Origin of the sequence: Pseudanabaena sp. FACHB-2040, from assembly GCF_014696715.1 — a bacterium.
GTDB lineage: Bacteria > Cyanobacteriota > Cyanobacteriia > Phormidesmidales > Phormidesmidaceae > JACVSF01.
In genome coordinates this window covers 21561-42987 of the sequence record NZ_JACJQO010000002.1, presented here as the reverse complement: position 1 = coordinate 42987, position 21427 = coordinate 21561, and the positions used below count along the sequence as shown (strand labels likewise).

Genomic DNA, 21427 nt, shown 5'->3' with positions numbered 1-21427 from the left:
CTTTAGGGCTAATAGTTTTGTTCAGCCAGGGGTGCTGGAACAGGCCAGCAGCAGAAGCGCCTCGCAAGCTTAATCTCTATCAGAATTGGGCAGTGCGGCCAGGCGATGACGTGGTCGGCTACTCCGTGCGGGGCGGCCTCGGCGATATTGCGGTAGATGTGCGGGGCAAAGCCATCTATATGCCTTTTAATGGCCGAGTGCAGCCAGAAGAGGGCTTCGACTCCCAGTGCGTGATTTTGTCTAGCCCTGAAGTGCCTGCCTACCTGTTTCGGATCTGCGGCTTGAGAAAGCCCCAACTTGGGGAGCAGCGCCAGGGTGACTCGATTGGCTCGGGGGAAGTGGTGGCTTTTGCCACCCTGCGAAAACAGACTGACGGCACCTGGGCGATGGTTGAACCGGCGAAGGATCTGCTGGTGCGATTTTTGAGTAAATCTTAGGGGCAGGGGCGGGGAGCCGCTTAGCCTGAATATTGAGAGAGGATTCAGGGGGATGCGATCGCAGGCAAGTAACTAGACATTACCCGTCCGGCTCCCTTGATCTGCTGGTGGTAGGTCAGGCTCACCGGGTCAGTGAGGTCGCTAATTGAGTCTAGACCAATGCCGTTGCGGCCCTGGTCTTTGCCGGAGCTGTGAATGTAGCGCCCTTGGCCGAGATATAGGGCAACGTGAGTGGTGCGCTCGGCGGTGCCGAAGAAGATTAGATCGCCGGGCTGCAGGTTTGTCAGGGCAATTGGCTGAGTAAAGGCTTCCTGCTGGTAGGCATCTCGCGGCAGGCGAATGCCTGCTGCGGCAAAGGCAGTCTGCATCAGCCCTGAGCAGTCGTAATTAGGACCAATGGTGCCACCCCAAAGATATTGGTTGGGCTGGGCCATGGCTGCCTGGGTAAAGTCAATGACGGCTGGAAGCCTGGCTTGGATGGCTGCGCGAGTTAGGGGGGTAGGTTGGTAAGGGGTTGGAGCAGGCTGGAGGTGGGGGAGATCTGCGATCGCAAGCCAGCCCGGATAGTCGTCCTCACACAGACACACCTCAATCGCCGCCAACATTTCCTCAGGCTCCTGTGGAATGGCGATGGGCCGCAAATGCCGCCCTGCCGCTGCCTGCGTCACCAGACTTTCCTGCTGTGGCGATTTGTAGAGGTTAAGTGCTGTTTGACAGATAAACTCAGCAGGCGTTTCTAAAGAGGAGGCCAAAGCCTGTCGCAGGTCTGCCAGAGTCACCATAATGGCTGATCACCGCTGATAGGGATCGGCATTTTGGCCCTCCTTGCCGCCTGTGGCGCGCACGTTCACTACCCGTTTCAGCAAGTCAAACCAGAAGGTGGCTCCCATTGAAATCGCCAGAGCGCTGATCAGCCAGCCAAACAGCCGCCGGGGAATAAAGGGGATCGGCCAGTTTGCCTCGCCCAGCCGCTGCTGTTCTCGCACCACTGGCCCGTAGCCAATAGGAAAAGGTAGCTGGTTAAGACTTCCGTTAACGGCAATCTGTAAGCTTTCCAGTTCCTCCTTTAAATTCCCGGTGGCGGTGTTGTCAGTCGTCATTGCTGCCTGGGTGGCTGCCTGAGTAATGGTATTGCGGATGGCCGGATCGGTCGCTAGGCGAGTTGCAATATTAAAAGTGTCGGCATTCAAAGAGATTGCAATAGACAGGCCAATCAGCAGCCCTACAGCCTTAGCATTACGCTTATAGACCCCGGTAGCCCGCTCCATGCCTCGGTCAAACCACTTTTCCAGCTCTCGCCCAAACTCATCTACCCGATTTTCGGCTGCATCCGCTGTCGTCTCCACCTTGTTAGCAATGGTGATCATGGCCGACCGCAACGCTGGGGTAATCACCTGTCCTTTGACCTGATTGAGCAAGGCTCTGGCACGAGGGTTGCCTCGGCTAGCCAGAGCAGCAAATTCTTTGTAGCAAACGCTGCCGTCCTCAAAAATTCCGATCAGCTCTGCCATCGTGGGCTGCAGCTTTTTCAGCAAGACCAGCTTCTCTGTGGGGTTGTTGGCAACGCTGCGGTGAATATAGTCCAACCGGCGCAAAAAGGTTTCTGATAGGTGATGGTTTTCCGGCAACACCTGCCGGGCCACCTCAGAAAAGTCTTCTAGCTGAATCACTAGGCGGTCTATAGTTTCCGACAGCTGCACTCGCTTCTCATAAAAATCCGTCAGAATCTGATTGACCGTTTGCTCAAACTGCCTGAGGTCACTGTTGAGTAGAAATTCATTGGCGGTGCTAGCCCGCAGATCCTCTAAGACGTGGTTAACCGGCAGCAGCACCCGCTCCTCCACAAACTGCTTCAGCCGGGTTTCAATTAGAACCTGCCCTGCTGCCCCTAGCTGCAGCCGATCCATAATGCTATTGGCAAAAGCTTCAGACGGAATGTAGGAGGGGCCGCTGGTGCGATCGCCAAAAACATTGCGGGTGCCCGTCAGCGTCCGGTAGATGCGGCCAATTAGGTGGCAGATGCCCCGAAAACTGCGGGCAATCTTGCCTCTAGCCTCTTGGTTAAGCCCTTTGATCCAGGGGCTTTCATAGAGCGCATCGGCAAAATCGCGAGCTGCCGCCTCACTCTGCTCATCATTGCCCGCTAGCAGCACCTCGATGGAGCGCTTTAGGTGCTCGGCCCGCCACTGCAGCAGTGCCCCAATGATTTCCTGAATTTCACTAGCCAGCAGGCTGAGTATTAGATAGGTAAAAACTAGACCAAGGGCGAGATCGAGGATGAAAGGGAAATTCATAGTGAACCGGCATCTGTCCCTGACTTACGGAAAAAGCCTTACGAGCATCGAAAATATAGGCGATTCTATCGGATTAATCCATCACGCCCTTAAATAAACTTAATTGCCTGATGTCTCTTTATAATGAGAGCTTGTGAATTCTGACAGCACCCATCCGAACATGGCTTCTGACGCGAACCGTCCCTCTGATAGCAGCGGCTCTTCCCGCGACGAAATCCGCGCCATTCGTCTTCAGAAAGTAGAAGACCTGAAGCAGCTCGGCCTCAATCCCTACGCCTACCGCTGGGAGATCACCCACCACGCAGCAGAGCTGCAGGAGAAATACACTGATATTGTAGCTGGCCAAGAAGTCGAGACGGAGGTGTCTCTTGCCGGACGGATTTTGGCCCGGCGAGTGTTTGGCAAGCTGGCCTTTTTTACCCTGCAGGATGAAACGGGCCTCATTCAGCTGTATTTAGACAAGAAAGAGATCGCCTCCGGCATGGCTGAGACCGATGCGGATGCCTTTGAACACCTCAAATCCCTTACTGACGTCGGTGACATTATTGGCGTTAAGGGCATTATCAAGCGCACAGAAAAGGGCGAACTTTCAGTCAAGGTGCGGGAGTATGCGCTGCTGACCAAGTCGCTGCTGCCTTTGCCCGACAAGTGGCACGGCCTAACTGATGTGGCCAAGCGCTATCGTCAGCGCTACGTCGATCTGATCGTGAATCCGGAGGTGCGCGACACCTTTCGCAAGCGGGCGCTGATTACCGCCTCGATCCGCCGCTATCTCGATCAGCAGGGCTTTATCGAAATTGAGACCCCGGTTTTGCAGACCGAGGCAGGCGGCGCGGATGCCCGGCCCTTCATCACCTATCACAACACGCTAGATATGCAGCTCTACTTGCGGATCGCCACGGAGCTGCACCTGAAGCGGCTGATCGTGGGCGGGTTTGAGAAGGTTTTTGAAATGGGCCGAATCTTTCGCAATGAGGGCATTTCTACCAAGCACAACCCAGAATTTACCTCGATTGAGGTCTACCAGGCTTACGCTGACTATAGCGACATGATGGATCTAACTGAGACCATCATTGCCACTGCTGCTAAAGACGTGCTGGGCACGCTGCAAATTACTTACCAGGGCGAAACCATCGATCTGACACCACCCTGGCGGCGCATCACTATGCATGAGGCGGTGCAGGAGAAAACAGGGGTAGACTTCAGCCAGTTCACTGTTTTAGAAGAGGCTAAGGCTGCGGCCAAAGCTGCTGGGTTAACTGGGGTCGATGACTGCGACAGCATCGGCAGGCTGCTGAACGAGGGCTTTGAGCAGGCGGTGGAGGAAACGCTAATTCAGCCCACCTTTATCATTGACTACCCAGTGGAGATTTCGCCTCTGGCGAAACCCCATCGCAGTAAGCCCGGCCTGGTAGAGCGCTTTGAGATGTTTATTGTGGGTCGAGAGACGGCCAACAGCTTCTCGGAGTTGACCGATCCGATTGACCAGCGGCAGCGGTTGGAGCTGCAGGCAGCCAAAAAAGCGGCTGGAGATCTGGAGGCACACAGCGTGGATGAGGACTTTCTCACCGCCCTGGAATACGGCATGCCGCCGACTGGAGGACTGGGGATTGGCATCGACCGGCTGGTGATGCTGCTAACCGATTGCGCCAGTATTCGAGATGCGATCGCATTTCCCCTACTCAAACCTGAAAAAATGGATACTGCAGCGGATCAGGCTGCCCCTTAAGCTAGGTGGGGGGTGATATTTAGAAAAAACTATAGCTCGGCCCCTTTTCCGACCTGACAAATCGGTTAAGGGGTTAGAGTAGTAGGTATTTAGTCCTTTTGGGAGTAGGGTTAACCACCCGCCATCTATCTAACTGAAGACTTAGGTGCAGACCACCCTACCCGGATTTGGGTAGGTTATGACAGTAAGGATGAGAGTGGAAAGCCGCTCCGCCTGCTTACCTCGATCCCACCCACGCCATTCCTGAGCAGGGACATACATGGCCACCCAGACCCCTAGAAACATGCTTGCCGCTCTGTCCCAAGTTAATCAGCAGAGCACGCTTACCAACCGCGTTCGAGACTTACCCACCCCTCAATTCATCGACCTGCTCGACCAAATTACGCGGGAGTTTGAGCATTTCCTCCGGGCCATCGACATGATCAACAATGAGTCTCTAGAGACCATGTTGGAGCAGATCCTGGAAGCTTTTACCCTCAAGATTGGTCAGATCCTGCAGGCTGAACGCACCACTATTTTTATGGTGGATACTGAAAAGCAGGAGCTTTGGTCCAAAATTGCTCAAGGGGATGGGGAGCGCTTCTTAGAACTGCGGGTGCCCATGGGCAAAGGCATCGCTGGACATGTCGCTACAACCGGAGAATGCCTTAACATTGCCGATGCCTATGCCGATGAGCGCTTCGACCCCAGCCACGATCAAAAAACCGGCTACCACACCCGCAACATCCTTTGCATGCCGGTTTCAAACAAAGCTGGCAACACCGTTGCCGTTGTCCAACTACTCAACAAACAGAGCGATCTCCCCTTCGATACCCAAGACGAACACAGCTTCCGCGAGTTTGCCGCCTCCATTGGGGTCATTTTAGAGAGCTGCAATTCCTTTTACATTGCAGCCCGTAACCAGAAGGGCGTCTCCTCTCTGCTCAAAGCCATTTCCTCCCTAGAGCAGAGCTTGGACCTCGAGAAAACCCTACAGTCCGTTATGGAAGAGGCCCGCCTGCTAATGCAGGCCGACCGCAGCACCCTCTGGCTAATCGACGAAAACAGCAATGAACTCTGGTCTAAAGTGAAATCGGGCGACGGCAAATCTTTAGTAGAGCTGCGCAGCCCCTCTGATTCAGGCATTGTGGGCTACGTCGCCACCACCGGAGAAACCCTCAACATTCCAGATGCCTACCAAGACCCGCGCTTCAACCCCGATGCCGACAAGCTTACGGGTTACGCTACCCGCACCATTCTCTGTATGCCGGTCTACGATTCTTCCAGCAAGCTGATTGCAGTTACCCAGCTGATCAACAAGCAGCAGGGCAGCTTCACCAGCTCCGACGAAGAATTTATGCGAGCTTTCAACATCCAAGCGGGCATCGCCCTGGAAAATGCCAAGCTGTTTGAGAAGGTGCTGGTCGAAAAGCAGTATCAAAAAGACATTCTTCAGAGCCTTTCTGATGCCGTCATCTCCACCGATCTAGAGGGTCGCATTGTCACTATCAACGACGCCGCTATCGAACTGCTGGGCTGTCCCCTCAAGGATGAGATCAACCGCGACCTCAAGGAACGCTGGGAAGCTAGGCTGCTCAACCGCTACGTTTGGGATGTCATCCCCCTAGAGAAGTTACAGTTTCGACTAGAAGATAGCCTCACCACCGGAGCCCGACACTATGTACCGGAGCAAACCCTGCGAGTCGGCATCCTAGCCGCTAATCCAAACAACGGCAGCGTCTATGAATGCACCCTGATGATGCCCGATCGCAATCAAGCCGGCCGCTTTTGGCCCTGGGGTGAAGTCTCTTCCACCTTGCCGCCCCACTCCCTCGACCAAGTGCAGCTGTTAGAGCGCAGCATCAATCTCACGGTCAATCCTCTAACTAACCCAGAGGGCGGCGTGCGAGGCGGACTGCTAGTAATAGAAGACATTAGCCAGGAAAAGCGGATGAAGACAACTCTTTACCGCTACATGACTCCCGGCGTTGCTGAGCGTGTCATGGCCCTAGGCGACGATTTGCTGATGAAGGGAGAACGGCGAGAGGTGACCGTTTTGTTCTCCGATATTCGAGGCTACACCACCCTCACTGAAAATTTGGAAGCCGACAAAGTAGTGGAGATGCTCAACGCCTACTTCGAGACGATGGTCGAAGCGGTGTTCAACTTTGAAGGCACGCTGGACAAGTTCATCGGTGACGCCCTGATGGCAGTCTTTGGAGCCCCGCTGCCGCTGAAAAATCATGCCTGGGCGGCAGTTCAGGCTGCCCTCGATATGCGACAACGGCTGGTGCGCTTCAACACCGAACGGGTGCTGCAAAATCAGCCCGAAATTCGTATTGGTATCGGCATTAGCTCCGGTGAAGTGGTCTCTGGCAACATTGGTTCCCAGCGCAAGATGGAGTACACCGTGATTGGCGATGGCGTCAACCTGAGTTCTCGCCTAGAAGGAGCGACTAAGGAATACGGCTGCGACATTGTGCTCAGCGAGCATACCTACGAGCTGTGCCAAAACCTGATCTGGGTGCGCGAGCTAGACCGCATCCGGGTTAAGGGCAAAATGCAGCCCGTGAATCTCTATGAACTGGTCGACCACAAAGACAACCCGCTCGATCCTCAAACCAAAGAGTTTATGGAACTCTACAGCGCTGCCCGCTCAGCCTACACCGGCATGCGATTTGAGCCAGCTATTAAACTGTTTCGGGAAGCCGAAAAGCTGCATCCCGGCGATCGGGCCGTAGCGGTTCACATCAACCGAGCTCAGGAATATTTAATTAGCCCACCGCCTGAGAATTGGGATGGGGTGCATATTATGACGACTAAATAAGACGCGGAGAGGTGCCCTCCGGTAGCCACTTCCCTAGACTGGTCTGTTCCCTCGCTATGCCTGTGGCAATCCGGCTTAAGATGATTAGGCTGCTTTCAGGGAGGGCAACCTTTCCATGACCGATCGCCCCAAGCTATACGAGGGGAAGGCTAAGATTATTTATCCGACGGATGACCCGGATGTTCTGCTGACGTATTTTAAGGATGATGCGACAGCTTTTAATGCCCAGAAGCGCGGGCAGATTGGTAACAAGGGTCGGATTAATTGTGCTATTTCAACCCACCTATTTCAGCTGCTAGAAGCCAGAGGGGTGCCTACCCACTGGATCGATACGCCGAGCGAGCGGGAGATGCGGGTGCGGGCTGTTAAGATTATTCCCCTTGAGGTGGTGGTGCGTAATCTGGCTGCCGGAAGTTTGTGCAAGCAAACTGGGCTGCCGCTCGGACTGGCGCTTAACCCTCCTCTGGTGGAGTTTTACTACAAGAATGATGGGCTTGGGGATCCACTGCTGACCGATGAGCGGCTACGGCTCCTAGACCTGGCAACGCCGGAACAGGTTATCGAACTCAAACGTCTTGCTTTAGAAGTGGATCGTTATTTGACTGATTTCTTTGCAGACTGCGGCATTACTCTGGTGGATTTCAAGCTGGAGTTTGGCGTAGATGCCCAGGGCTTGTTGCTGCTAGCCGACGAAATCAGCCCCGATACTTGCCGTCTTTGGGATCAGGCAGCTGAGGATGAAACCCAGCGAGTTTTGGACAAAGATCGCTTCCGGCAAGATTTGGGCCAGGTAGAAGAAGCTTATCAAAGGGTGTTGGATCGGGTTCTGGCGCACGCTGCCAGTTTTTGAATCCGGTGATGCGGTAGAATTTGTCCGATTCGTGGGAAGCGTGGGGTTCCTCATCTTGTGGCATGCTTAGCTGCAGGGGATAGGGCCTTTTGTGGTGTGAATGTCTTGATACAGGTGTGAGCTAATGCGCCTTTCTCCAACTTTGATTGCGGTTGTCGCGGTTTCTGGAATATTAGGGTTGACTCCCCAGGCTAAGGGGGAACTGCTGCCGGAAGGCTCTCCTTTGGAAGGGAATGCAGATACGCAGGTTGCTGATGCCGTAGAGGCTGTACCGGCGTGGCTGACTCCCAATAATTTACCTGCGGCCGTAGGGGTTGCACCTGTCGCTCAACCGGCAGCGACAGATTTACAAATGCCTACCCCAGCTGAGCAGCTGTCTTCAGGGGCAGCTCAACTGCCAATAGATGTCTTTGCTCAGGGGCCTGCAAACCCTACAGACATCGTTCCTAGTAGCCCTGACGATCCAGCTACGCCTGCTCCACCTACGGTGCCGGTTGCTCCCGAGGTGGAGCCAGCTGAGCCGACTGAGCCGATTGATCCAGCGGTGCCGACGCCGACGCCTGACCCAGCTACCCCACCGACCACTCCGCCAGCAGGAACAACCCAGCAGGCCCCTGAAGAACCTCGCGTGTTGGTGGCTGAACTTGAGGTGGTGACTCCTCCTGGGCAAGAGCTGACCCCAGAACTGGAGAGAGCGGTTTATAACGCGATCTCAACTAGCCCTGGTCGCACCACCACCCGAACCCAGCTGCAGCAAGACATCAACAGTATTTTTGCCACCGGCTTTTTCTCGAACGTGCGGGCGCTACCTGAAGATACGCCACTGGGAGTGAGGGTGACCTTTTTGGTGCAGCCAAACCCAGTGTTGCAGTCTGTGCAGGTGACAGGTAACAACGCTTTGCCCCAAGAGGTTGTCGATGAGATTTTCTCGCCCCAATACGGCAGCATCATCAACCTGATTGATTTTCAGGACGGCATTCTGGCCCTGAATGAGTGGTATCAAAACAACGGCTTTGTTTTGGCTCAGGTTGTCGCTGCGCCCCAGGTATCGGATGACGGCACCGTTACCCTGGAAGTGGCCGAGGGTGTAGTCGAAAATATCCGGGTGCGGTTCCTTACTGCCGAGGGGGAACTGGTCAACGAGGAAGGCGAACCCGTCACCGGCAGAACCCGCGACTTTATTATTACCCGTGAGTTTGCCACCCAGCCTGGACAAGTCTTTAACCAGCAGCAGGTCGAGCGCGATCTGCAGCGAGTCTTTGGTCTGGGTATTTTCGATGATGTCCGTCTCTCACTGGAACCGGGGCAGACCGACCCCCGCCAGGTAGATATGGTCGTCAACGTAATTGAACGCAACACCGGCTCCGTTGGAGCGGGCCTGGGCTTTAACTTTACCGGGGATTTGTTTGGTACAGTCAGCTACCGGCAGGACAACTTCGGCGGCAACAATCAGAAGCTGTCTGCCGAAGCCCAACTCAGCAGCCGGGATTTGCTGTTTGATGTCTCCTTTACCGACCCCTGGATTGGTGGCGATCCGTTCCGAACCTCTTATACGGTGGACGCCTTTGCCCGCCGCTCGATCAACCTAAACTTTGACGGTGGCCCCAACCCAATTCTTCTGGCTAACGGTGACGAGATCCGAGTGCGTCGGATTGGCACCGGCATCTCCTTCAGTCGGCCCCTGGCCAATGGCTGGTCTGCCTCCCTGGGCACCCAGTATCAAAATGTCTCTGCTCGCGAATTAGGCGGTACCCTCGCCAACGTTGATGCAGCTGGTAACCCCCTAACCCAGTCTGCTGTAGAAGGCGGTGGCGGTTCTGACGATCTTTGGACGGTGAACTTCAGTACGTCCAGAGATCTCCGTAATGATGCCCTTAACCCCACAAGCGGCAGTCTACTGCGTTTCTCTACCGAACAATCGGTGCCTTTGGGCGGTGGCAGCATCTTCTTGAACCGGCTGCGGTTGGGATACAGTCAGTACATCCCGGTAAGCTTTATCAACTTTAATGAGGGACCACAGGCACTGGCGTTTAACATTCAGGTCGGTACTATTGTGGGTGAGCTGCCACCCTATGAAGCGTTTGCCCTGGGCGGTACTAACTCTTTGCGCGGCTATGACGAGGGCGGGGTGGGCAGTGGCCGCAGCTATGCTCAGGCCACCGTGGAGTACCGCTTCCCGCTGTTCTCCTTCCTAGGTGGTGCGCTCTTTGTCGATGCCGGGACTGACCTGGGCAGTGGGTTTGGCGTGCCGGGGGCACCGGGTCCCTCACGAGGTAAGCCTGGCAGCGGCCTGGGTTATGGCGCAGGCTTGCGGATTCAAACGCCGCTGGGCCCCCTACGGATTGACTATGGTCTCAGGATTGACGGGGGTGGGCGACTGCACTTTGGTATCGGGGAGCGTTTCTAATGGCTCAAGCAATCACTCGTCCAGCCACACTACCTGCCCTAACAGCGATAGATCTAGAGCAGCCGCAGCAGACGCTGGCTCAAGCGGTTGAACGACAGGGGGTGGGGCTGCACTCTGGTCAAGCTGTCCAGGTGCGGCTGGAACCGGCGGCGGCAGATAGTGGCCGTTGCTTTGTTAGAACTGATCTGCCAGGAAGACCGACCGTTGCAGCTCGTCCAGAGGCTGTTCAGCAGACTCTGCTGTCTACTGAACTGGTCAGCGGTGAGGCGGCAGTGCGGACTGTAGAGCACCTGCTGGCAGCTCTGACCGGGATGGGGATAGACAATGTCTGCATCACCATTGACGGGCCGGAAGTGCCTTTGCTAGATGGATCTGCCAGCGGTTGGGTAGAGGCGATTGAGGCCGCTGGACTGGCGGTACAGGATGCGCCTAAGCGGGCTTTTCAAGTTAGCAGCCCGGTCTGGATTTATGATGGCGATGCTTTTGTGGCGGCGCTGCCGTCGCCCACACCCCGCTATACCTATGGCATTGACTTTGAAGTGACGGCCATTGGCAACCAGTGGCACAGCTGGTCTGCCGACCCGGCTGCAGCAGAGCTGTTTGCTGAGGTAGTGGCCCCGGCCCGCACCTTTGGCTTGGCACACCAGATTGACTACTTGCGATCGCAAGGCCTGATCAAAGGCGGCAGCCTCGACAATGCGCTGGTTTGTGGGGAGGAGGGCTGGCTCAACCCCCCCCTGCGGTTTCCCAACGAACCGGCCCGCCACAAGTTGCTAGATTTAATTGGCGACATGAGCCTGCTGGGGCGGGTGCCCCTGGCCCATATTTTGGCCTATAAAGCCAGCCACCGACTGCATGTAGAGTTGGCAAAAACCCTGCAAAAGGCCCTATCGCCAACTTAAGGACCATCATAGGATGACCATCTAGTGGGAGAATCATTTAAACGCAGTGAGGGCCTTTCTCCCTAAGCTGCGCCTTCAATGCAAGTGGGAATTGAGACCGTGGTAAACGTGAACTCTTCAAACTCAACTGTCCAGGCCGTCGGCCCTGCTGTTGTCGCACCAGAACCCGATCTGCTCGACTCAAGCGAGGCAGAGACCGTGAAGCAGACCTTTTCAGCCGAGGAGATCCAGGCACTGCTGCCTCACCGCTACCCATTTGCGCTGGTTGATCGCATTATTGACTACGTTCCTGGCCAGCGAGCGGTTGGGATTAAAAACGTTACGTTCAACGAGCCGCAGTTTCAGGGGCATTTCCCCGGCCGGCCCATCATGCCTGGGGTGCTGATTGTAGAAGCGATGGCCCAGGTGGGGGGCATTGTGCTGACACAAATTCCGGGCGTGAACGGTCTCTGTGTGTTCGCCGGGATTGACAAGGTGCGGTTTCGCCGCCCAGTTGTCCCGGGGGACCAGCTAATCATGACCGTAGAATTGCTGGCGATCAAGCGCCTAAAATTTGGCAAAATGCAGGGTCGAGCTGAGGTAGATGGTCAGCTTGTTTGCGAAGGGGAGTTGATGTTTTCGGTGGTGGATTAATGTCCTTGCAGCTCCTACCAGAACCTCTGTATTTTCCTGCATTCCAGCTATTGCGTTGGTTTCCGGAGGCATGACTTTGACTACGCTTATTCATCCAACGGCGGTGATTCATTCTGGTGCCAGGCTGCATCCCAGCGTTAAGGTTGGCCCCTATGCCGTCATCGGCGAGAAAGTGACCATTGGCCCTGACAGCGAAATTGGGGCTCACGTGGTAATTGATGGTGATACTGAAATTGGGGCTCAGAACCGGATTTTTCCGGGAGCCACGATCGGCATGGAAAGCCAAGATCGCAAATACGATGGCTCGATGAGCCAGGTCAAAATTGGCGACAACAACCTGATCCGCGAATACGTCACCATCAACCGGGCTACGGGAGCAGGCGAAGCGACTCTCGTGGGCGACAACAATTTGCTGATGGCCTATGTCCACGTAGCGCACAACTGCGTCGTAGGCAGCAATATTGTGATTGCCAATGCGGTTGCTCTGGCCGGTCATGTTGAGGTCGAGTCAAATGCAGTGATTGGGGGCGTGTTGGGCGTCCATCAGTTTGTCCACATTGGCTGTTACGCGATGGTCGGCGGCATGAGCCGCATTGATCGCGACGTACCGCCCTACACCATTGTTGAAGGCAACCCTGGCCGAGTGCGGGGGCTAAACCTGGTAGGTTTGCGCCGAGCCGGGTTGACTCATAGTGATGGAGGCCGACTTTTTCAGGAGTTGAAACAGGCTTTTCGCCTGCTATACCGCTCTGATCTGCCCTTCGAAATGGCCCTTGAGCAGATCGAGCAGATCGGGGGAAACGAGCATGTGTCTCATCTGCGGCAGTTTCTCAAAGCTTCCCATGCTGGCGGAAAGCGCCGGGGCAGCCTTCCCGGCAGAGTTGGCGGCAAAAAGGCCTCAGATCGTGAGGACTAGCCGGTGAGTTTGAACGTGCAGGGTAAGACGCGATCCGTTCGGCTGTTTATCAGCACTGGGGAAGTCTCAGGGGATTTGCAGGGGGCGTTGCTGGTAGCAGCGCTGCAGCGGCAGGCAGCCCGACGACAGCTTGAGGTCGAAATTGTGGCGTTGGGGGGAGAGCGCATGGCTGCTGCCGGAGCCACTTTGATCGCCGACACCACAGCCATTGGCTCAGTGGGCCTTTTTGAGGCGCTGCCCTACCTGCTGCCGACTCTGCGAATTCAGCGTAGTGCCCGAGAGGTGCTGGAACGTCAGCCGCCCGATTTGGCGATTCTGATTGACTATATGAATCCCAACCTGGTGATCGGCAAGTTTTTGCGTCAGAGGCAGCCTGCGCTGCCTGTGGTTTACTACATCGCACCGCAGCAGTGGGTTTGGGCTTTTAGCCAAAAGGACTCGCAGACTCTGGTCGCTAATTCTGATCGGATGCTGGCTATTTTTCCGGCAGAGGCCAGCTACTTTGAAAAATTGGGAGCTAGGGTCAGTTGGGTAGGGCATCCTTTAGTCGATCGCTTCCCAACCCCACCCGACCAAGCAGCAGCTCGGCAATCGTTGGGACTAGACCCGACGGCTCGGGTTGTCACCCTGTTGCCCGCCTCTCGTAGCCAGGAGGTGAAGTACATGCTGCCGACTATTTGTCAGGCGGCTCAGCTCCTGCAGGCCCAGCTGCCAGAGGTGCAGTTTTTGATGCCGGTGTCGTCACCCCGATTTCGCCCAATTTTTGAGCAGGCTTGCCAGCAGTATGGGCTGCAGGCTCAGGTTGTTGATGGTCTTACCCAAGATGCGATCGCAGCTGCGGATTTGGCCATTACTAAGTCTGGCACCGCCAACCTAGAGATCGCCCTGATGAATGTACCCCAGGTTGTCTTCTACAAGCTCAACCCCGTGTCAGCTTGGGTAGCACGGCACCTGCTAAAGCTCGATCTGCCTTTTGCCTCGCCCGTCAACCTGGTAGAGATGCAGCCGGTTGTGCCAGAACTGCTGCAGTGGCAGGCCACCCCAGAGGCAATTGTGGCACAGGCGCTGGAGTTGCTAACCGAGGCAGCCCCCCGGCAGACTATGCTGGCAGGTTACGCCAGGATGCGGCAGGCCCTGGGGGAACCGGGGGTGTGCGATCGCGCCGCCGAGGAAATTTTCAACTTGCTACAGGAGCGGCAGGCCCAACAGAGCGCGTCTATTTCCAGTGTTTAGAAAAGTTCTAAAAAAGCCGAATGGGCCTATCAATCGAGCGTTTTGATAAAATGGCTGCTCGTGATGCGATAGATCTCAAACTTTCTAGATCCCAAACTTTCTAGAATTGTTATGCTCATGCTGGCTGATGCTAAGTGAATGCAGCGAATTATGTTAGTGCAGCGGATGTGGCGTTAGGAGGTTTGCCTTGAATATTCCTGAACTCTTTGCTCGTGGCGGCATTGCCATGTGGCCCCTTCTCTTTTTGTCGATTCTGGCTTTGGGAACTATTATCGAGCGCATCTGGTTCTGGTCCAGGATTTTGACGCGGGAGCGAGAAGTAGCAGGTCGGGTTTTAGAGGCGGCTCGACGTGACTGGAACGCCGCTACCGAAATTTCCCAGCGCTCCAGTGGGCTGCCGATGGGGCGTTTTCTCTACTCTGGGCTGAAGCTGCAAGAGCCTGATCCCGAGGTCTTTCGCTTGGCTCTGGAAACCTCGGCCAACGAAGAGCTTTCCACCATGCGTAAAGGTGAGAAAATCCTCGAAGCCGTGATTGCGCTATCGCCCTTGCTGGGCCTGTTTGGTACTGTCGTCGGTCTAATTAATTCTCTAGGCTCAATTGGCTTTAGCGACCTGGGTCGAGGCAATGCCACAGCTGGTGCCTCTCTGGGCATTGCCGAAGCCCTGATCAGCACGGCGATGGGCCTTGTGATTGCTATTACGAGCCTGGCTTTTTATCGACTGTTTTCGGGTTTTGTGTTTGGTCAGGCAAAGGTGTTTCGCCAGTCGGGCAGTGAGCTAGAGCTGCTCTACCGCCAAGACTGGTCTAAGCGCCCCGCGATTACCCCTGTGGCCGTGCCGCCCTCGGAGGCTAGACCCCTATGAAGCTCGATTTACTAGAAACCTCCACAGAGGACGTGCGGCTTGAACTGGTGCCTTTGATTGACGTTATCTTCTGTATTCTCACCTTTTTCATTTTGGCGGCGGTGGGCCTGACCCAGCAGCAGGCAATTGACCTAGATCTGCCTGCGGCCCAGACCGGACAACCCGTTCCAGGAACCGGCCAAGCCATTCCCGATCGGCTCTATGTCAGCATTGACGCCATTGGTCAGGTCTATCTCGATCAGCAGCCGGTGACGCTGGACCTGCTCTACGATGTGCTGCTGCAGCACCAGCAGGCAGCCCCCAATGGCCTGATCGTGCTCTATGCCTCTCGCGATGCTCGCTATGAAGATGTCGTGACAGTGCTTGACCTGCTGCGCTCGGTTGGCGGCGATCGTGTGGCCCTGGCAACCCTACCAAGGGATCGAGGTCAGCCAGACGGCACGCAGTCCGGTCAACCTATCCAACCCGGTCAACCGGGCCAGCAGGAAGGCGATTTGTTCCCCCTACAGCCAGCTCCAGGCAGCCCCCTAGCGCCTGTCGATCCTAATGCGCCGCTGTTGCCTTTTGGAGAGCAGCAGCAGCCCTTGAATCAGCCTCAGTTCCCTACAGGCGATCCCCTTTCCCCGAGCAATCCTGAAGCTCAGCCGTCAGCCCCTCTGGCCCCAGAAAATTAGTAGCGGGAGAGCAGACCTTTGTCGAGCTGTGGCTAGCCAGTAGAGACTTCAAACCCCAGGGCTCTGTTGGAACCCTGGGGTTTGCTGACTAGGTGTTGACCCTACATCGAGGCATTTTACTCTGCAAGACCTGCAGGACCTGCAAAATCCAAACTACAGCCAGACGCACTGTAGATCTTCACTGGGGATTCGCTCTTTCAACACAGAGCTAGCTCTTTCGTTAATATAGATTTCCACAACGGCTTCGGGTTTGGCCTCAATCAGAAGTCGCTGCCCCGGAAAGGCAACGCGCTCAAAATGCCAATCAGGTACATTGGCAACGCGGATCACCTGGACCTTGCTGGTGGCATTGACATAGACGTAGTGGCAAGTAAACGATTCGGGGCCTTCAATCATTTAGATCACCATCTATTGGCTGAACGGATTTGAGGGACAAAGGACGTAGCGCGAGCCGGTGTGTTAGGGATGTCCCAAAGGGATTATGGGAACACATTTCTAGGGTGACCGACGAATTAAATGAAAAGTTCCTTGCCTGCAAGGAGTAAATTTTGCTGCTGACCAGCCGAACGCATGCCCTGAAGGGAATCGGGGCAGCTTGTCGAATCTATGACTGCAACTGACTCTCCCTCAATAATGGCAATCTGTTCTCTGTAGATCCACGTTGTATCCCCAGATTCATAAAGTTGATACGAGTTTGAGGGCAGGGTAAACGGAAGAGAAGTAGAGGCCTCAATTGGGCAGGCTAACTGCAACGCCCCAGGTAGATGTTCGATTTAACCGATATCTGGCAATATATGGGCTTAGAGAACCGAGAACTATCTATGCGAACGCTCCGTTTACCCTCAGGACAGCTGATACCGGTGCTGGGGTTGGGAACCTGGAAAATGGGTGAGTCGGCTCGATTTCGCCAGGAGGAGGTTGCTGCTTTGCGTCACGGTCTGGATTTGGGGATGACCTTAATCGATACCGCTGAAATGTATGGTCAAGGCGAAGCTGAAACAGTCATTGCGGAAGCGATTGCCGGTCGTCGTTCCGACGTTTTCTTAGTTAGCAAGGTCTATCCTCACAACGCCACACACGAACGTGCGATCGCAGCCTGTGAGCGCTCTCTGCAAAGGCTCCAGACCGACTATTTAGACTTGTATCTGCTCCACTGGCGCGGCTCGGTGCCCCTCAGCGAAACCTTGGAAGCCTTCGAAACGCTGAAACAGGCAGGCAAGATTCGAGCTTTTGGGGTGAGTAACTTTGATGTGAAGGATCTGGAAAAGGCTACTGCCCTGCCAGGGGGCGACGCGATCGCAACCAACCAGGTGCTCTACAACCTGATGCGCCGGGGCATCGAGTGGGATTTATTGCCCTGGTGCCGCCAGCGACAGATCCCTGTCATGGCTTACTCTCCAGTAGAACAAGGACGACTGCTCAAGCACCGACCCCTGCAGGCGCTGGCGCAGCAAAAGGGCGTGAGTGCGGCTCAACTTGCGATCGCATGGCTACTGCACCAAGACAATGTGATTGTTATTCCTAAAGCGAGCAGCCTGGCTCACGTCGAGGAGAACCAGGCTGCCCTGAAAATACAGCTCAGCCCTGAGGATCTAGCGGCGCTAGATGAGGCTTTTCCCCCACCCGCTCAGCCCATCGCCCTGGAGATGCTGTAGGCGTTTAGTCGTTATCCCAGGTTTCGGGCAGGAGCAGATCGCCAATGCGATCTCGCAAAAGGTAGTCATTATCCTCCAATTCTTGCTGAAAATTAGGCCAGTCGCAGGCTGGGATGTAGCGGTAGAGGGTGTAGATTGGCTGGCGGCGATTAACCACGCCCCGCTGCACTAGCTCTCGAACTTCGTCTTGAATAAAACCAAGCGTGTAGCGCATAGTCAGATTTTACGAAGGGTGTTTTGGGCCTTGCCCCTCTCATGATGGCGCTGATAGCAGTAGCATCAAGCCATCAACAAACGCAGGAGCGAGTTTTGAGATCAAATTTGTAGCCGTGAGGCAGAATGTGCAGCTTGACGCCACAGAGGGCTAGCGGCTCATCTCTGAGCAGTTCATCCACGTTGTTGTGGGTCACGTTAGCCATGTCAACAATGGTGACTGCGCCTTCGCCGATGACCTCCAGCTCGCTGCCGTTGACTGCGATCGCAGTATTTTCATCAATGCCAAAGCCGATTACAACGGGCTGTTGAGCCGCAGCCGATAGCAACCGCCCCAACCGGCCTCGCTGGGCAAAGTGCTGGTCGATCACAACGCCAGGCAAGAAACCCATACCGCGGTCCATATTCACCACGTCTGGTCGCGGGCTGGTTTCTGCTTCTCCCTCAACAATCATCATGTCCGGCATCATTGCAGCCCCAGCACTGGTGCCAGCAATAACAATGCCCTCAGCAAACCGCCGATGCAGCATGGCATCGAGTTCGGTGTCTTTGATCAACTCCGTAATTCGGGCCTGATTACCTCCAGTAAAAAAGACTCCCGTGGCCTGCTGCACAGCCTCTAGAGCGCTTTGACTGCGGGCATCGTCGGGGTGGGCTGTATCAACCACCTCTACCCGTTCCACGCCCAGCCGCTCGAAAATGTTGATATACTGCTCACCCACCTCGCCGGGCAAGCCTGTCGCCACCGTCATAACAGCAATACGGGCCTGTACACCCCCTGCCCGCCGCACAAATTCCCGCAGAATTTTGCACTCCCCTTCTTTGTCCTCTGCCCCGCCAATAATTACCAGTTGGCCATGGGTTTCAGGCAGGGCAATATTCTCCGGTGCAGCTTCACTTTCAACCGTTTGGGTTTGCTCAGGAGCCATTGATTTTTAACCAATTGTGTTATCTGTTTTACTAAAACACAAGAAATTTGAAAACTGGAAGAATCCAACGGTAGATTTTGATACAAAATAGCACCTTAAGGTCAGGCACAAATCAGTTAAAAAACGCCTTACTTGAGAGGTATTTAAGGTCAGCTAACAGAGGTAGCTTGTGTTGAGTTACTTAACCTTCAAATTGGCTAGCACAAATTTCCTTTTGCTGGCTTTATCGCATTCCTAATCTGCTTCGGTACAGCTTGATCGATTTTTTTTGCACCTTTGACAAAGTTATGGTGTACTCCCAGTTCGACAGAAAAGCTGCTTCAGTGTGAGATTTCTCTAAAGTCCCTTCGGTAACTCCTGGTAGGAAAGACCCGCTCAGGAAGGGTCGGCTTCAAACAGCTCTCCAAATAGCTCTCTTACCTTGTCTTTAGCGTCTTCTAAGGCTGCTTGTCCGTTGGCAGTGGCCCGATAAAACTTACGCTTTTGTCTGCCAGAGCGCTCCTCGAACGAGTAGAGATAGCCTTTTCGCTCCAGGCTATGCAGGATGGGATAGAGAGTGCCGGGGCTGAGCTTATATCCGTGGCGGCCTAACTCTTCAATAATCCCCAGGCCAAAGATGGGTTCACGAACGGCATGGTGAAGAATATGCAGCCGGATCAGCCCCGAATAAAAATCCCTGTCGCCCATCCTGCCCCACTCAAATAGATATTCAGATAGCCAGTAACAGATACCAGACGCGGCTAGCAAACTCGCTCAACTCACACGTCTGCCCAGATTGCCCAATCATTCTATCTGGCATTCCATCTGACTTAGCTGCCCTCCGATGACGTGGGCTAATGAGTCCAGTAAATTAGGGGCTGCTTACTCCCTCGTCACGCTCTCTAGAGGGCCTTCGTGATGGCGGTCCTGCCATTCGGTATCAAAGCTTTGGGAACTTTTGAAATACAAAGACTGTTGAGGGATGCCGATGGCTAAACCTTCCTGCTCCAACACATGGGCTAGGCGGCGGCGAAACTCTCGGGCCACTTTCCACTGCTGTAGTGGCAGTGTCTTAATCCAGACTCGAATGAGAAGGCCTGTATGGTCTACTTCATCAATGCCAAGCACCTCTGGCGGCTCAGGCATTTTGGCCCGCCATGCTGGATCGGCGTAGATCTCCTGAGACAGGCTGCGAATTACAGCCAGGGCGTGATCCGGGTTAGTGCCGTAGGCTAAGTCAATTGACAAATCGACTCGGGACCAGTCTTTGGAGAGGTTGCGGACAATGGCAATGGCGCTGTTGGGCACCGTGATGAGCTGCCCTTCACTGTCTCGCAGCTGAGTGATGCGCAGGTTCATGTTCTCTACAAAGCCCGAGACTTCCCCCAAGTTAATCACATCGCCTACAGCATACTGATCCTCAAATAGAATCAGGGCTCCGTTGATCATGTCTTTGACCAAGCTTTGAGCGGCAAAGGAAATTGCCAAACCGATAATTCCGGCCCCGGCTAGCAGCGGCACGAGGTCAACCCCAACGACCGACAACGCTGCCAAAATACCAATCACCAACCAGATCACCCCAGCCCCACTTTTAAGCACTCTAGAAAAGGTAGAAATCCGGAGAGAAATGCGCTGATAAGCTTCTGGATCGATCTGGTTCCTACGGGCAAATGCTCCGGTAAAGCGGTCAATCAGAATATCGCTAAATCGAATTAGCAAATAAACTGCCATACCAATGAGGAGAATCTGCAGAGGCGCGGAAAATAGGAAGGGCTGAAGCCATCGGGTGTAGGGAAACAAGCCCAGCACAATAAATAGAGCAGCTGCAAACAGGCTGAATTGAGCAATCTGCAGCAGTCGGGTTCTCAAATCAATGAGGTTTTGGTAATGCCGTTTGAGGCCTCCTCTTCTTAGATCCATCGGATCAGAGAGAGGTTCCCGGACAATGTCTGCAGGCGTGCTTGTATCGGGAGGGTTTTCTATTTCTAGCTGTTTTTTCCTGGCCTGAAACAGGCCCTGCCAGTAGGCAATAATCCAGCCACAAATTAGCGTTACCAAGATAATTGCTGAGGCAATTAAGGCCTGACGAGTTAGAAACTCAGGCTGCCGTTCCTGGCGAGCTCTAATCAGGGACTGACGAATTATTCCAGTGAGCTGATTAGCCCATCGCTCAGGCTCTTGCACCTGTAGCTGGGCATCAAGGGTAGTCACGGTCATCAAGTACTGATCGTTAATAGTAATGACCGGAAGCCTACTGCTCTCGTCTATTTCTGATCGGACCTCAAGTTCGTCTGGATCGAACTCGCTGTTAGCAACTTGAACAAGCGTTCTTTCAATGCCTTGAATCCGCTCCTCAATCGGGGTTGTTGCACCAAGCTGACCCGCTTGACCGAGGGCTGGAGCTGCGATCGCAAACAAGCTGCGGCCATCTAAACGGACTTCACCTGTCAATATTGCCTGATCGTCGAAGGCAGCATCGGCTAGAAAGCCAGCAGACTGAGCTACATTTGGAGGCAGGCTGGGCACTTGTCCCCAACTGGGCAGAGTCAGCAATCCTGACAGCAATATTGAGCTAATGATCCCAAAAACTAGGCCAATTGCTCTGTAGCGGATTTTTCGAGGATTAATTTTAGATTGGGGAAACTTCATTGTTTCACCTCAGACAACACAACTGGCTTTATAGCTGCCGTTAATTGAGTGCAGCACTCTCGGTTTCATCCGTTTTGTCAAAACAGAACGGCTCAAGTCGATCAGAGCCAGGTGCTTTTCCTCAATGACAGCAGCTATAAATCCCTCCTAAACTGGCAAAAACAAGATAGATTCCCCTCTGTCGATAGGAATGAGCAGAGAAGACAAAGCTCATCCTAAGGGTCTATCCGTAGTTACCCGGAGGTTCTCCCAAAAT

Annotated in this window: 19 protein-coding genes; 12 read left to right on the top strand and 7 right to left on the bottom strand. The window is 54.5% G+C overall.

Annotated elements, in window-relative coordinates:
- Positions 1–92 precede the first annotated feature (92 nt).
- On the top strand, positions 93–437 hold the full coding sequence (locus tag H6G13_RS01955) for a hypothetical protein (RefSeq protein ID WP_206756502.1): 345 nt from the start codon (positions 93–95) through the stop codon (positions 435–437).
- A gap of 44 nt (positions 438–481) precedes the next feature.
- On the opposite strand, the gene H6G13_RS01950 is transcribed toward H6G13_RS01955, so the two are convergent.
- Positions 482–1219: a C40 family peptidase gene (locus H6G13_RS01950; protein WP_190481492.1), complete on the bottom strand. Its 738-nt coding sequence runs from the start codon at positions 1217–1219 to the stop codon at positions 482–484.
- Between the two features lie 9 nt (positions 1220–1228).
- On the bottom strand, positions 1229–2731 hold the full coding sequence (locus H6G13_RS01945; protein WP_190481491.1) for a hypothetical protein: 1503 nt from the start codon (positions 2729–2731) through the stop codon (positions 1229–1231).
- A gap of 160 nt (positions 2732–2891) precedes the next feature.
- Between H6G13_RS01945 and lysS the strand changes: the two genes are divergently transcribed.
- The 10 genes from lysS (at position 2892) to H6G13_RS01895 (ending at position 15746) form a co-directional block, all read left to right on the top strand.
- On the top strand, positions 2892–4460 hold the full coding sequence (gene lysS / locus H6G13_RS01940) for a lysine--tRNA ligase (RefSeq protein WP_190481490.1): 1569 nt from the start codon (positions 2892–2894) through the stop codon (positions 4458–4460).
- 259 nt (positions 4461–4719) lie between these two features.
- Complete coding sequence (locus H6G13_RS01935) at positions 4720–7266, top strand: adenylate/guanylate cyclase domain-containing protein (RefSeq protein WP_190481489.1); 2547 nt, start codon at positions 4720–4722, stop codon at positions 7264–7266.
- Between the two features lie 115 nt (positions 7267–7381).
- Positions 7382–8116 carry a phosphoribosylaminoimidazolesuccinocarboxamide synthase gene (purC, locus tag H6G13_RS01930; RefSeq protein ID WP_190481488.1) on the top strand — a complete coding sequence of 245 codons (735 nt, stop codon included), beginning with the start codon at positions 7382–7384 and terminating at the stop codon, positions 8114–8116.
- Positions 8117–8240: 124 nt separating this feature from the next.
- A complete protein-coding gene (locus H6G13_RS01925; protein WP_190481487.1) occupies positions 8241–10523 on the top strand; it encodes a BamA/TamA family outer membrane protein in 2283 nt (760 codons plus the stop codon).
- Positions 10523–11425: a UDP-3-O-acyl-N-acetylglucosamine deacetylase gene (lpxC, locus tag H6G13_RS01920; protein ID WP_190481486.1), complete on the top strand. Its 903-nt coding sequence runs from the start codon at positions 10523–10525 to the stop codon at positions 11423–11425. Before H6G13_RS01925 ends, lpxC begins: the two co-directional genes overlap by 1 nt.
- Before the next feature lie 171 nt (positions 11426–11596).
- On the top strand, positions 11597–12058 hold the full coding sequence (gene fabZ, locus H6G13_RS01915; RefSeq protein WP_242028093.1) for a 3-hydroxyacyl-ACP dehydratase FabZ: 462 nt from the start codon (positions 11597–11599) through the stop codon (positions 12056–12058).
- A 76-nt stretch (positions 12059–12134) separates the two neighbouring features.
- Entirely contained in the window at positions 12135–12974 is an 840-nt protein-coding gene (gene lpxA, locus H6G13_RS01910) for an acyl-ACP--UDP-N-acetylglucosamine O-acyltransferase (RefSeq protein ID WP_190481484.1), read from the top strand.
- A 3-nt stretch (positions 12975–12977) separates the two neighbouring features.
- A complete protein-coding gene (gene lpxB / locus H6G13_RS01905; RefSeq protein WP_347277419.1) occupies positions 12978–14207 on the top strand; it encodes a lipid-A-disaccharide synthase in 1230 nt (409 codons plus the stop codon).
- A 187-nt stretch (positions 14208–14394) separates the two neighbouring features.
- The gene (locus H6G13_RS01900; RefSeq protein ID WP_190481483.1) at positions 14395–15072 is read left to right on the top strand and encodes a MotA/TolQ/ExbB proton channel family protein; all 678 of its coding nucleotides are present in this window, start codon (positions 14395–14397) and stop codon (positions 15070–15072) included.
- Positions 15069–15746: a biopolymer transporter ExbD gene (locus tag H6G13_RS01895; RefSeq protein WP_190481482.1), complete on the top strand. Its 678-nt coding sequence runs from the start codon at positions 15069–15071 to the stop codon at positions 15744–15746. Before H6G13_RS01900 ends, H6G13_RS01895 begins: the two co-directional genes overlap by 4 nt.
- A gap of 153 nt (positions 15747–15899) precedes the next feature.
- Here H6G13_RS01895 and H6G13_RS01890 read toward each other — a convergent pair whose 3' ends face one another.
- Positions 15900–16142: a DUF1830 domain-containing protein gene (locus H6G13_RS01890; RefSeq protein ID WP_190481481.1), complete on the bottom strand. Its 243-nt coding sequence runs from the start codon at positions 16140–16142 to the stop codon at positions 15900–15902.
- Positions 16143–16567: 425 nt separating this feature from the next.
- Here H6G13_RS01890 and H6G13_RS01885 point away from each other — a divergent pair, with 425 nt between their 5' ends.
- Entirely contained in the window at positions 16568–17401 is an 834-nt protein-coding gene (locus H6G13_RS01885) for an aldo/keto reductase (protein WP_190481480.1), read from the top strand.
- Between the two features lie 4 nt (positions 17402–17405).
- Here the strand turns inward: H6G13_RS01885 and H6G13_RS01880 are convergent, their stop codons facing one another.
- The 4 genes from H6G13_RS01880 to H6G13_RS01865 all read right to left on the bottom strand — a co-directional run bounded on the left by H6G13_RS01880 (position 17406) and on the right by H6G13_RS01865 (position 21171).
- Positions 17406–17615 (bottom strand): DUF4327 family protein, encoded by a 210-nt coding sequence (locus tag H6G13_RS01880; protein WP_190481479.1) that lies wholly within the window; start codon positions 17613–17615, stop codon positions 17406–17408.
- 73 nt (positions 17616–17688) lie between these two features.
- The gene (locus H6G13_RS01875) at positions 17689–18543 is read right to left on the bottom strand and encodes a cyanophycinase (protein ID WP_190481478.1); all 855 of its coding nucleotides are present in this window, start codon (positions 18541–18543) and stop codon (positions 17689–17691) included.
- Between the two features lie 375 nt (positions 18544–18918).
- Complete coding sequence (locus H6G13_RS01870; RefSeq protein ID WP_190481477.1) at positions 18919–19230, bottom strand: PadR family transcriptional regulator; 312 nt, start codon at positions 19228–19230, stop codon at positions 18919–18921.
- Between the two features lie 174 nt (positions 19231–19404).
- Positions 19405–21171, bottom strand: a complete 1767-nt coding sequence (locus tag H6G13_RS01865; RefSeq protein ID WP_190481476.1) for a mechanosensitive ion channel family protein — start codon at positions 21169–21171, stop codon at positions 19405–19407.
- Between the last annotated feature and the right edge of the window lie 256 nt (positions 21172–21427).

What these genes read in the sequence shown, in the direction of transcription:
- H6G13_RS01890 (WP_190481481.1), bottom strand. Translation starts at nt 16,142, where the DNA reads ATGATTGAAGGCCCCGAATCGTTTACTTGCCACTACGTCTATGTCAAT.
- H6G13_RS01865 (WP_190481476.1), bottom strand. Translation starts at nt 21,171, where the DNA reads ATGAAGTTTCCCCAATCTAAAATTAATCCTCGAAAAATCCGCTACAGA.
- H6G13_RS01945 (WP_190481491.1), bottom strand. Translation starts at nt 2,731, where the DNA reads ATGAATTTCCCTTTCATCCTCGATCTCGCCCTTGGTCTAGTTTTTACC.
- H6G13_RS01875 (WP_190481478.1), bottom strand. Translation starts at nt 18,543, where the DNA reads ATGGCTCCTGAGCAAACCCAAACGGTTGAAAGTGAAGCTGCACCGGAG.
- H6G13_RS01870 (WP_190481477.1), bottom strand. Translation starts at nt 19,230, where the DNA reads ATGGGCGACAGGGATTTTTATTCGGGGCTGATCCGGCTGCATATTCTT.
- H6G13_RS01885 (WP_190481480.1), top strand. Translation starts at nt 16,568, where the DNA reads ATGCGAACGCTCCGTTTACCCTCAGGACAGCTGATACCGGTGCTGGGG.
- H6G13_RS01925 (WP_190481487.1), top strand. Translation starts at nt 8,241, where the DNA reads ATGCGCCTTTCTCCAACTTTGATTGCGGTTGTCGCGGTTTCTGGAATA.
- H6G13_RS01935 (WP_190481489.1), top strand. Translation starts at nt 4,720, where the DNA reads ATGGCCACCCAGACCCCTAGAAACATGCTTGCCGCTCTGTCCCAAGTT.
- H6G13_RS01950 (WP_190481492.1), bottom strand. Translation starts at nt 1,219, where the DNA reads ATGGTGACTCTGGCAGACCTGCGACAGGCTTTGGCCTCCTCTTTAGAA.
- purC (WP_190481488.1), top strand. Translation starts at nt 7,382, where the DNA reads ATGACCGATCGCCCCAAGCTATACGAGGGGAAGGCTAAGATTATTTAT.
- H6G13_RS01880 (WP_190481479.1), bottom strand. Translation starts at nt 17,615, where the DNA reads ATGCGCTACACGCTTGGTTTTATTCAAGACGAAGTTCGAGAGCTAGTG.
- lpxC (WP_190481486.1), top strand. Translation starts at nt 10,523, where the DNA reads ATGGCTCAAGCAATCACTCGTCCAGCCACACTACCTGCCCTAACAGCG.
- lysS (WP_190481490.1), top strand. Translation starts at nt 2,892, where the DNA reads ATGGCTTCTGACGCGAACCGTCCCTCTGATAGCAGCGGCTCTTCCCGC.
- H6G13_RS01895 (WP_190481482.1), top strand. Translation starts at nt 15,069, where the DNA reads ATGAAGCTCGATTTACTAGAAACCTCCACAGAGGACGTGCGGCTTGAA.